General features: G+C 71.6%; 7 protein-coding genes. 1 reads left to right on the top strand and 6 read right to left on the bottom strand.

All coding sequences use genetic code 11. From position 1 onward, the window contains the following. The first annotated feature begins 118 nt into the window (after positions 1 to 118). Complete coding sequence (locus IPZ69_RS30220) at positions 119 to 4378, top strand: LamG-like jellyroll fold domain-containing protein (protein WP_235457809.1); 4260 nt, start codon at positions 119 to 121, stop codon at positions 4376 to 4378. A gap of 69 nt (positions 4379 to 4447) precedes the next feature. On the opposite strand, the gene IPZ69_RS30215 is transcribed toward IPZ69_RS30220, so the two are convergent. From IPZ69_RS30215 to IPZ69_RS30190, 6 genes are read right to left on the bottom strand one after another with little or no spacing between them, the layout of a single operon-like run. Further along, positions 4448 to 5776 (bottom strand): lanthionine synthetase LanC family protein, encoded by a 1329-nt coding sequence (locus tag IPZ69_RS30215; protein WP_235457808.1) that lies wholly within the window; start codon positions 5774 to 5776, stop codon positions 4448 to 4450. A 56-nt stretch (positions 5777 to 5832) separates the two neighbouring features. Next, complete coding sequence (locus IPZ69_RS30210) at positions 5833 to 6702, bottom strand: carbohydrate ABC transporter permease (protein ID WP_235457807.1); 870 nt, start codon at positions 6700 to 6702, stop codon at positions 5833 to 5835. Beyond that, positions 6699 to 7667: a carbohydrate ABC transporter permease gene (locus tag IPZ69_RS30205; protein ID WP_235457806.1), complete on the bottom strand. Its 969-nt coding sequence runs from the start codon at positions 7665 to 7667 to the stop codon at positions 6699 to 6701. Before IPZ69_RS30205 ends, IPZ69_RS30210 begins: the two co-directional genes overlap by 4 nt. Continuing rightward, a complete protein-coding gene (locus IPZ69_RS30200; RefSeq protein ID WP_235457804.1) occupies positions 7661 to 9016 on the bottom strand; it encodes an ABC transporter substrate-binding protein in 1356 nt (451 codons plus the stop codon). The genes IPZ69_RS30205 and IPZ69_RS30200 overlap by 7 nt, the downstream gene beginning before the upstream one ends. Further along, entirely contained in the window at positions 9013 to 9993 is a 981-nt protein-coding gene (locus IPZ69_RS30195) for a GNAT family N-acetyltransferase (RefSeq protein ID WP_235457803.1), read from the bottom strand. The genes IPZ69_RS30200 and IPZ69_RS30195 overlap by 4 nt, the downstream gene beginning before the upstream one ends. 48 nt (positions 9994 to 10041) lie before the next feature. Next, complete coding sequence (locus tag IPZ69_RS30190) at positions 10042 to 11247, bottom strand: exo-beta-N-acetylmuramidase NamZ family protein (protein WP_235457802.1); 1206 nt, start codon at positions 11245 to 11247, stop codon at positions 10042 to 10044. Positions 11248 to 11338 lie beyond the last annotated feature (91 nt).

Below are 11338 nucleotides of genomic sequence, written 5' to 3'. Positions count from 1 at the left end.
AAGGCGGGAAGAAGCGCCGCAAATCCGACACGCGACGGCCCTCGGGGGGACGCGCCCTGTGAGAAGGACCACAGCGGTGCGCCGGGGGGCGCCGCCCACGCTCCTCGAAAGGCGATTCATGGGGGAGTACACCCGCGTCCGGAGTCATCCGGCGCGCAATCTGACACGCCGTCTGGCGCTGTCCGCGGCCGTCACCGGCCTGCTGCTCGGCGCTGTCGGCCCGGTCGCGGCGGCAGGCCCGCCCGCGTCGGCGGCTGCCGACGGCGCGGACAGCTCGCCGCTCGCGACCGCCAGTGCCGAGGCGGCCAGAACCGGACAACCGGTCACCGTCGATCAGTTGACCACTGAGACCTCGGAGACCGTCGCCAACGCGGACGGCACCTTCACCCTCACCACGCATCTGCAGCCCGCCCGCGTCCGCAAGGACGGTGACTGGACGGACGTCGACCCCGGCCTGACCCGGAACTCCGACGGCACGTTCTCCACCAAGGCCACTCCGTCGGCACTGACCCTGTCCGGCGGCGGCGACGGGCCGCTGGCCACCCTCGTCGACGACGCCGGTCACCGGCTGTCGTACACCCTCCCGTTCCGCCTGCCGGCCCCGGTCGTCAGCGGTGCCGGCGCGCAGTACAGCGACGTGCTGCCGGGCGTGGACCTCAAGGTGACCACCACCGACCAGGGTGGCTTCCACGAGGTCCTGATCGTCCACGACGCCAAGGCCGCCGCCAACCCCGCCCTCGCCTCACTCCGGCTGACCACCGCGACGAGCGACGGCATGGCCGTCAGCGCCGACCGGGACGGCCGGGTGAGCGCCACCGCGGCGGACGGCACCAGCCTCTTCAGCTCGCCCACCCCGATGATGTGGGACTCGTCCGGCGCACCGGACGCCACTACGGCGCCGAAGACCGTAGCCCGCCGCTCCGCCCGCGCGGCCGGCGCCGCGTCGGCGGGTGCCACCGGTGAGACCACCTCGACCGCGGAACAGCCGGGCAGCGCCGCACAGGTGAAGCCGATCGGCGTCACCGCGGAACCGGGCGCGCTCACCCTCACCCCCGACGCGGACCTGCTCGGTGGCAAGGGCACGGTCTGGCCGCTCTACATCGACCCCTACACCAGCCCGATCACGAGCAAGAAGAGCCACTTCATCACCGTCAAGGAGGGCTGTCCCTCACAGAGCCCGTACGACGACGCGCAGGACAACGGCGAGGGGGTCGGCTACGAGCACTGGCGGAACTGCTTCGGCCTCAACCGGGCGTACTACGAGCTCAACACCGGCAACCTCACCAAGTCGATGGTGATCTCCAAGTCCGTCGTGCACCTCACCTCGACCTACGGCGCCTCCTTCGACTGCGACAACGAGACGGGCGTGCGTCTCGCGACGGTGTCGGGGATCAGCAAGAACACCGACTGGGACCACCAGCCCAAGCTCGCGGGCGACGGCTACATCGGTGGTACGCAGAAGGTCAAGAGCTCCAACTTGAGCCAGCACTGCGGCGACCACGACGTCAACTTCGACGTCACCGGCCAGATCAAGAAGCTGGCGGGCAAGGACGACAGCTGGACCTTCGGCCTGTGGGGCAACGAGTCCAAGTCCTCCAGCAACTACGACTTCGTGCGGTTCGCCACCAACCCGTATCTGACCACGGTGTTCGACATCGCGCCCTCGGAGCCGGACCGTCTGGGCACGACCCCGGCCACCATCAACCCCGCGAGCAACGGCTGCGACGGCGCGGCAGACGGCTGGATCGGCCAGTCGGGGCTCGCCGGCAACACCTCCGACATCACGCTGAACGCGCACCTCAACACCGACATGCACGGGGTCAACCTGCGCGCCCACTACGAGGTCTGGGACACCAAGGTCGCGGACGACGACGGCGGCTCCACCAGCAAGAGCAAGCCGTCGAGCGGCTGGGTCAGCGACGGCGGCACCACCCGGGTCAACATCGGCTTCAAGGTCGCGGACGGCCACCAGTACGGCTGGCACGTCCGGGCCGACGACGACACCCTGATGAGCGGCTGGTCGCCGAACTGCTACTTCAAGATCGACCTCAGCGCACCGAGCATCCCCTCCTTCACCGACTCCGCGGTCTTCCCGCCGCTCGGCGCCGACCAGGCGCCCACCGGTCACGCCGGTGACGAGGGCGTCAAGATCAAGGTGACCGCGAACGACCCCACGCCCACCGGCTGCACCCGGGGCAGCTGCGTCAGCAGCGGCATCGACCGGTTCGAGTACTCGCTGGACGCGAACATCCCCGGCAGCGGCGCCGCCAAGGTGGACGCGGTGGCCGGCAGCGGCGGCACCGCCACCGCGGAGGTCCCGGTCGTGCTGAGCGCCGCACAGTGGGGCGCGCACACCCTCTTCGTCCGTGCGGTCGACAACGCGGGCAACACGCAGGGCACGGTGGCCCAGTACAGCTTCTTCGCCCCCTGGAACCCGAAGACCAAGGTCACCGCGGGTGACCTCGACGGCGATTCCGTCCCCGACCTGGCCGCCCCCACGACCGACGGCGACCTGGTCCTGGTCCGCGGCAACGCCGACCCGGCCGCCCCGCCCACCACGATGTCGGCCAAGGCGCAGAGCCCCGACGGCACTGGCTGGGACAACTACCTGGTCGCCCACCGCGGCACCGCCACCGGCAGCAACGTGGACGACCTGTTCGCCTTCAACAAGAAGACCCACGAGCTGTACCTCTACCCCAACGACGCCGTCACCCCCGGCGGCAGCGTCGGACACTTCACCCTGACCCAGAACGTCATCCCGATCCGGGACTCCAAGTCCTGCCCCGCCAAGGGCTCGGACGGCACCTGGAACAACGTCACGCAGATCCTGGCGCCCGGCAAGCTGGCCCAGTTCGCGGACGTGCCCGACCTGATCACCGTCGACAACGGCGAACTCTGGTACTACCCCGGCACCTTCCAGGCCGGCTGCAACCTCGGACAGGGCGTGAAGATCGGCACCGGTGACTGGTCCGACACCACCCTGCTCGCCCCGGGCCGCGTGGGCGGCGTCCCGACCCTGTGGGCCCGTGACAACGCCACCGGCGCGATCAGCAGTTACCCGCTGACCTTCGCCGCGGGCGTCCCGACCGCCGAACTGGCCGCCCCCCGGCACGCGCCGCTGGTCTCCGGCGTGCTCGACACCAGCAACAAGAACCTCTGCCTGGACATCGCCGGCTCCCGCACCGCCAACGGCACCGCGGCGCAGATGTACACCTGCAACGGCAGTGACGCCCAGAACTTCACTCTCGGCACCGACCACACCGTGCACGCGCTGGGGAAGTGCCTGGACGTCGTGAAGGGCGGCACCGACAACGGCACCCTGGTGCAGCTCTACCAGTGCAACAACACCGCTTCCCAGGAGTGGGTCCCCGGCCCGTACGCGGGCACGCTCAAGAACCCGCAGTCCGGCCGTTGTCTCGCCGACCCCAAGAGCGACCGTGACCCGCGCACCCGGGTCGTCATCTGGGACTGCATGAACATCGCCGACCAGAAGTGGGCCGCCACCAGCGGCAATGCGCTGCCCGCCGCACAGTCGGTGCTCCCGGTCGGAGTCGGCGAACAGGACTACCCGACCGCCGGCTCCCCGGGCGACGTCCAGGGCACCGGCTTCCCGGCGCTCTATGCCACCTCTCGCTCCGGCCGGATGGTCGAGTACCCCGGCGCCGCGGCCGACGGCGGACTGGCGCAGTTCACTGCCCCGATCAGCATCGGCCACGTCCACCGGCCCGCAGACTGGTGGAAGCTGGACGGCACCGCGGACAGCGTCCGCCCCGCCAACAGCCTCACCCTGAGCGGCGGTGCCACCGTGACCACCGACCCCGCACGGGGCGGTGCGCTCGCTCTCAACGGCAGCACCGGCTACGCGGCCACCTCGGGTCCCGTGCTCGACACCAGCCGCAGCTACACCGTCTCGGCCTGGGCCAACCTGGACAGCCTGACCGCGAACTCCACCTTCGTCTCGCAGTCCGGCACCAGCGCCAACGGCTTCCAGCTGTACTACTCCGCCGGCGCCCACGCCTTCGCCTTCGGCCGTGCCCACGCGGACGCCGAAACCACCTTCACCGCGGCCTACGGCCCCACCACGGGGGCGCAGAGCCCGAAGGCCAACAAGTGGTTCCACCTGGTGGGGGTCTTCGACGCCGACACGCAGCAGTTGCGTCTCTACGTCAACGGCGACCTGGCCGACACCGCCGCCTACGACGGCACGCTCTGGAACGCGGCCGGGCCGCTGCAGATCGGGCGCCGGATCTCCAAGGGCGCCTACGGGGAGTACACCGACGGCAAGGTGGCCGACGTGCAGCTCTTCACCGAGGCTCTCACTCCGGGCGGCGTCGCCTCACTCGACAGGAACCGCCCGGTTCCCACCCAGCTCTCCTGAGCCCAGGGTTCCGTACGCGGCGGCCTGCCCACCCCGGCAAGGGGCGGGCAGGCCGCCGTACTCGTGCTGTCACAAGGCCGTGGCGCGCAGCCGTTCCGGTACGGCCCACCACTGGTCCGGGCGGTCCACGACGGTGGCGTTCGGGCCCGTGTCGGTGTAGCGGGCCAGGCGTAGGAGGAAGGCCGCGATGCCTGCCGCGCCCTGCATCCAGGCCGTGCCGGGGGGCAGCAGCGGTGGGTCCTTGCGGTGTTCCAGGAAGCGCCAGCGGGCGCCCGCCTCATCCCTGATGGCCCGGTTCACCAGGGCCTCGCCCATCCGGTGCGCCGCCTGCTCCAGGGTTTCCCTGCGTGCCGGTGCGGGGCAGTCCTGGGCGGCGTCCAGGAGTACGTCTCCGACGCCCGCCGTTCCGCAGCAGCGGCCGTCGTTGTCCCAGAAGCCGGGGCGCAGGCGCTCGGGCAGGCCCGACGTGAGGATCGAGGTCAGACAGCGCTGCCGCAGGTCGTCGACCGCGTGGCCCGCGACCTCCGTGACCCCCGCGTGCGACAGCGCCGCGAACAGGTGCGAGGTGCCGGCCGGGCCGTGGCACCACGTGTACGTCACCGGTTCCACCACCCGGGTCGAGGGCGGGATCGTGTGCGGGACGACGAAGCCGCCGTCCTCCAGCGATCCGACCGACAGGACGTGCCGGGCCCCCTGGACCGCCGCCTCGACGAAGTCGCTCCGGCCCAACTCCGCGCCCGCCACCGCCAGTGCGGCCGCCACCCCGGCGGTGCCGTGCGAGTAGTTGGGCGCCCGCGACGCCCTGCCCGGCGTCATGCCCCAGTCCAGGCCCGCCTCCGTGCGGTCCGCCGCGCGCAGCAGGGCCTCGCCGCCCGTCGTCGCGATCGCCCCGGTGGACTCGCCGCCCGCCCAGACCGCGGTCATCACCACGCCCGCGCTGCCCATGATGATGTCGGTGATCGGCGCGTCGGAGCCCGGATCGAATTCGAGTGTGGTCCTCCAGCCCTCGGGAGTCGCGAGGTCGGCCAGCCGTCGCAGCGCGACCGCCTCGGTGCCCGGGGCGAGAAGGCGCAGCGCCGTGGCGTCGCCCGCGAGGCCGTCGTACAACGAGGCTTCCGTCTTCTGTCCGGCCTGTGCCGACAGCCTGGTCACGATGCCGGTCGCCAGCGCCCGTTCCCTCGCGGTCGGTTCCCGGTACCGCGCGATCTCGGCCAGCACCGGGGCCAGGCCGGAGATCCCCGCGTACAGCGAGTCGCGGTCCTTCGCCGGTGCCGCCGCTTCCGGGCCGTCCTCCGTCACCGTCTCCGGCAGCCACGGGCCCTCGTCCTCGCGCACCTGGTCCAGCACCCACGACCAGGCGGCCTCGCCCACGTCCCGATATGCCTCGCTCTTCAGCATCCGGCCACGCTACCGCCCGCCGCACGGGCCGGCGCGAGCCGCGGATACGGCGCCGATCACTTGAGGCCGCTGAGCATGACGCCGCGGATGTAGTACTTCTGCAGCAGCAGGAAGAGGGTCAGGACCGGCAGGATGCTCAGGACGAGCCCGGCCATGACGATGGGCAGCGTGCGGGTCGGGTCGACGTAGTCCTGGAGGAGCTGGATGCCGACCGGCAGCGTCATCACGTCCGGGTTGGCGGTCGACACGAGCAGCGCCCAGATGTACTCGTTCCAGGCGTCGACGAAGGTCAGCAGCCCGAGCGTCACCAGGACCGGCTTGGTCTGCGGCACCACGATCCGCCACCACACGGCGAACTCGCCGGCCCCGTCGATGCGTGCGGCCTCCAGGACCTCGTCCGGGATCGAGACCATGAACTGGCGCATCAGGAAGATCCCGAAACTGCTGACCAGGAACGGCATGGCGAGCGCCACGATGCTGACGGTCAGGCCCGCGCCGCCGCGCCCGAACAGGTCGTTGCCGCCCGCCAGCGGCCAGTGCACCAGGATCAGGAAGTGCGGGACGAAGAAGAGGAACGGCGGGAACATCATCGTCGACAGCACCAGGCGGAAGATGAACTTCCGGCCGGGGAAGCGGAGTTTGGCGAGCGCGTAGCCGGCGAGCGACGACGTGAGCAGCACCGACCCGGTGATCACTCCGGTGGCGACGACGCTGTTGCGGAAGAGCACCGGCAGATCGAGCTGGTCGATCGCCGCACGGTAGTTGGACAGGTCGAACGCCTCGGGCAGGAACCGGTACGGCAGCGTGCCGGACTCGCCGGGCCCCTTGAACGACGTCATCAGCATGTCGAGGAACGGCACCACCGTGAGCACGGCGCCGGTCACCACCAGCAGATACGAGAACCACGGGAAACGGCGGCGGGTCATGCGTCCTCCCCCTTGCGCCGGAACATCCACAACTGCGCCAGGGTGGCCGCGAGGACCACCACGAACAGGGCGAAGGCGGCGGCGCTCGCGGTGCCCCAGTCGCCGTACGAGAAGGCCTGCCGGTACATCTCCAGCGCGGCCACATTGGTCGCGTCCCCCGGCCCGCCCTTGGTCATCACGATGATCAGCGCGAACGACTGCAGGCCGGTGAGGAACTGGGTGACGCACACGAACAGCAGGGACGGCCGCAGCAGCGGCAGCGTGATCTTCCAGAAGACGGTGACGGGCCCGGCGCCGTCGAGCGCCGCGGCCTCGTAGTACGACTCGGGAATCGACTTCAGCCCGGCGGTCAGGATGAGGATCGCCGAGCCGACCGAGGCCCAGGCCTGGACGACCACGACCGCGGGCAGCGCGGTGTCCGGGTCCTGGAGGAACGCCACCGAGCCGAGCCCGAGGGCGTTCAGGACGCCGTTGACCAGGCCGCCCGGCTCGTACATGTACTTCCATACGTTGCCGACGGCGACGACGGTCGTGACGATCGGCAGGAAGTAAAGCGTGCGCCACAGCCCCTGGAACCGCAGCTTGTCGATGCAGGTGGCGACGACCACCGAGCCGGAGAGCGCGAGGGCCACGGTGCCCAGGGCGAACAGCAGCGTGTTGGTGAGGATCGGCGCCAGGAACGTCGACCCGTCCGCGAAGAGGCCGGCGAAGTTGTCCAGGCCGACCGGGTCGATGTCGCCGAGGTCGAACCCGGCCCAGCGGGACATCGACAGCAGCAGCGCGAAGCCGAGCGGCAGGATCAGGAAGACCGCGTAGAACAGCAGCGTCGGCACCAGGAAGAGGTAGGCGACGACGGCTTGGCGGCGCCGCTGCCGGGTGCGGCCGCGGCCGTCGACGGCGGCTCCGGCGGACGGCGGGCCGTGTGCCGCCCGCTCCTGTGTCTCCGGCGTCAGGACGTTCACCATGAGCGCGACACCTCCTGGTCGACCTGGCGGCGGGTGGTGCGCAGCGCCTCGTCGACCGACCGCTGGCCGGTCCACAGCGCCTCGATGTTCTTGCGCAGCAGCGACTTGGCCTGCTGCGCGCCGGGCACGTTCGGCTCCGGCACCGCGTACGCCAGCGCGTCCAGGAACGGGCGCAGGTTGGGGTCGCCGCCCCGGCCGAGGAGCGTGCGCATGTCGTCGGCGCGGCCGGTGAGGGAGCCGACCGACACCTGTAGGGAGCTCATCCGGGTCGCCGTCGCACCCGTCCCGGCGCTCTTTCCGAGGCCCTTCACACGCACCTTCTCGGTGTTGAGCCAGCGCAGGAACTCCCACGCCTCGCTTGGGTACTTGGCGGCCGCGTTGACCCCGAGCATGAAGCCGGTGGAGAGCGTGGCGGGCCGGTCGTCCGCCTCGGGGACGGGTACGGGCGCGACGCCGACATCGCGGTAGTCCTTGCCCATCAGGCCCTTCAGGTTCGTGGTCCACCAGCCGGCGCTGACCACCATGGCCACCTGCCCGGACGCGAACGCCTGGTAGACGTTGACGCCGGGGGCGCTCGCGCCGCTGACGACCAGGCGGTGCTCCAGGTCGAACACGGCCCGGCCGGCCGGCGAGTCGATGGCGGTGCTCCTGCCGTCCGCGGAGACGAACCTGCCCCCGGCGGCGTTGAGCAGCGCGAGCGTCTGGCCGACGGTGGTGGAGTCGTCGTACGTCGAGAGCCCGAACCCCTGGACCAGCGTGTTGCCGTACGCGTCCCGCCGGGCGGTGCGGTAGGCCGCGTCCTCCAACTCCCGCCAGGTGCGCGGAGGGCGGTCGATGCCGGCCGCGCGCAGCAGCCGCTTGTTGTAGTAGAGGGCGTACGTCTGCATCTCGGTGGGGTAGCCGTAGACCTTGCCCTCCACCGATGCGGAGCCGACCGCGGCCGCGCCGTAGCCGCGTCCGATCTCCTCGGCGTGCTCCGGCGGGGCGGGCCGCAGTACGCCGGCCCGGACGAGCTGGCCGTTCCACAGGCAGTACGGGTGCAGGATGTCGGTGCCCTGGCCCGCGGCCTGCCGGACCATGACCGTGGTCAGCAGGTCCGTGAACTCGACGGCCTTCGTACGCACCTTGACCCGGTCGTGGGTGGCGTTCCACTCGTCGACCGGGCCCTGCAGGGCCGCCTTGAGTTCGCCGCTCGCGTAGTGGGAGAGCAGGGTGAGGACGATCGGGTCCCCGGGCCGTCCGGTGCCCCGGTGCGGCGCGGCGCATCCGGAGGCGAGCAGCGCCGAGGGGAGCGCGAGCGCGAAGTGCCGACGGCTCAGGCCCCGGCCGCGTGACGGTGACGCTGTCATCCGGTGGCCTCCCGGCGCAGCACGCGGAACACCCGGGTCGTACGGAAACCGGCCGCGCGGTACAGGTGCCCCGCCGGGGACCGCTCGCCGGTCCACAGGAACCAGGCGCAGTGCGCGCCGTGCGCCCGCATCCGCTCCAGGACCAGGTGGAGCAGGACCTTGCCGAGTCCGGTGCCGCGCAGCTCCTCCAGCACCCCGAACGGTCCGAACCGCTCGTCCGCCGACTCGTACGCCCCGTGCATCGCCCAGCCGACCAGACGGCCCGACGGGTCCCGGGCGACGACGATCCGGTCGAGCGGTGTGCCCGAGGCGAGGCACTCCCGGATCGCGCGCGCCCAGTCCGGGGTGAAGTGGTGCCCGGCGAGCGCGACCAGCTCCACCAGGTCGTCGTCGGCCGGGGTGGCGAACCGGTGGCCCCGTGCGGTCAGTTCCTCCAGGCGGCCCGCGGCGTCGTCCGGGAAGCGGTAGCCGACCAGGGTGCGGTCCATCGCCGCCGCCTCGTACAGCGTGCGAAAACCGAGCGACTCAAGGAGCCCCGCCGCCTGCGGGTACGTCTCGGCGTCCAGGCCGGGGAGGAGGTAGTTCGGGGTGTACGAGGAGAAGTCGACCCGGGTGCGGCCGTGGCCGTGCAGCCAGTCGAGGGCGTCGGTCAGCAGCCGGCGGCCGATGCCGCGCCCGCGGGCGGCCGGGTCGACGAAGAAGAACGGGATCCAGCCCTGCTCCGGCTCCAGGTCGGTACCGGTCATCGGGGTCAGCCGGCGCACCGCGTAGGCGGCGCCGACGACACGGTCGCCGTCGACGGCGATCCGCAGCCCCTCCGGATCGAAGTTGGCGTCGAGCAGCACCAGGGAGCGGAAGCGGTCCGGGGTGATGGGGTCGGCGGGTGCGCTGCGGCGCCACGCCTCCACCAACGGCGGGCCGTCGCCCGCACGAAAGCCACGCGACCGCGCCCGGGTCGTCGTCGTGCGATCGGTCATCGACGGGGTTGTCCTTCCATACGTGGGCCTCGCCAAGGACGTGACGCCTCAGCGGTAGAGCAGCACGTCGTCCCCGGCCCACCGGCCGGGCGGCGCCGGCGGATCGCACAGCGGCAGCGGGTCGGCGCCCGCGTCGACGGCGCGGCGCAGCCGGTCGGAGCCCCACAGCAGGTCGATGAAGTGCCGATGGCCGGTCCCTTCCGCGGTGCCGTCGGTGCCGTCGGTGGTGTGCCAGGCGAAGTCGTCCGGGTACAGCCGCCGCAGCGTGGCGAGCATCGAGACGGCGGTCCGTACGGGAGCGAACGCCTCCCGGTCGGTGACGTGGAGCTGGACCCCGCGCAGCGGCCGGCCGGCGTGCTTGTGGAAGGCCGGTACATACCGCAGATCGCGGAAGCGCACTCCGGGCAGGGCGAGTTCGGCGAGCGCGGGCGCGAACCGCGCGTCGATGTACGGGGCCCCGACGAGCTCGAACGGCTGCGTGGTGCCCCGGCCCTCCGAGAGGTTCGTGCCCTCGAACAGGCAGGTGCCGGGATAGACGGCGGCGGTGGCGGGCGTCGGGATGTTCGGCGAGGGCGCGACCCACGGCAGGCCGATGGCCCCGGCATCCATGGCGCGCCGCCATCCCACGACCGCGATCACCGTCAAGTCGACGGCGGTGCCCGCCACTTGGGGCACCGTCGAGGCGTTGAGCCACCGCGCGAGTTCACCGCAGGTGAGGCCGTGCCGGACGGGAATCGGGGCGCGTCCGACGAAGGAGGCCCACGCCGGGTCCAGCAGCGGGCCCTCGCCGACGAGTCCACCGAGGGGATTCGGCCGGTCGGCGACCACGAACCGTACGCCCGTACGGGCCGCCGAGACCATCAGGTCGAACATGGTCCACACGTAGGTGTAGAACCGGGCCCCGATGTCCTGAAGGTCGAACACCAGGGCGTCCACGCCGCTGTCGATCAGCAGCTTGTCGAGGCGCTCGCCGCTCGACCGGTAGGTGTCGTACACCGGCAGGCCGGTGTCGGGCTCCTCCCGGGCGGCCTCGCTCTCACCGGCCTGCGCTGTTCCGTGCAGCCCGTGCTCGGGCCCGAACAGGGCGATCAGCCGCGCGCCGGCCTCGATCAGCGCGGGCGCGGCCGGGCGCAGATCGGGCAGGACGCCGGTGTGGTTGGTGACCAGCCCGAGCCGGCCCGGTCCGGCGAGCCCGGGTGACGCGTGCAGCCGTGCGATCCCGGTCGTCACCGCGCCACGGTCGTCGGTGCTCATCCTTTGCCCCCGTCTGCCGGTGACCTCTCGAAGCGGTGGCCGGAAATTTACTGGCATACCAGGCAAATTTCCAATGATTCGGGCACGGTTG

Source organism: Streptomyces olivochromogenes (assembly GCF_021538895.1).
Classification (GTDB): Bacteria; Actinomycetota; Actinomycetes; order Streptomycetales; family Streptomycetaceae; genus Streptomyces; species Streptomyces olivochromogenes_A.
This window is presented reverse-complemented; position numbering and strand designations above follow the sequence as displayed.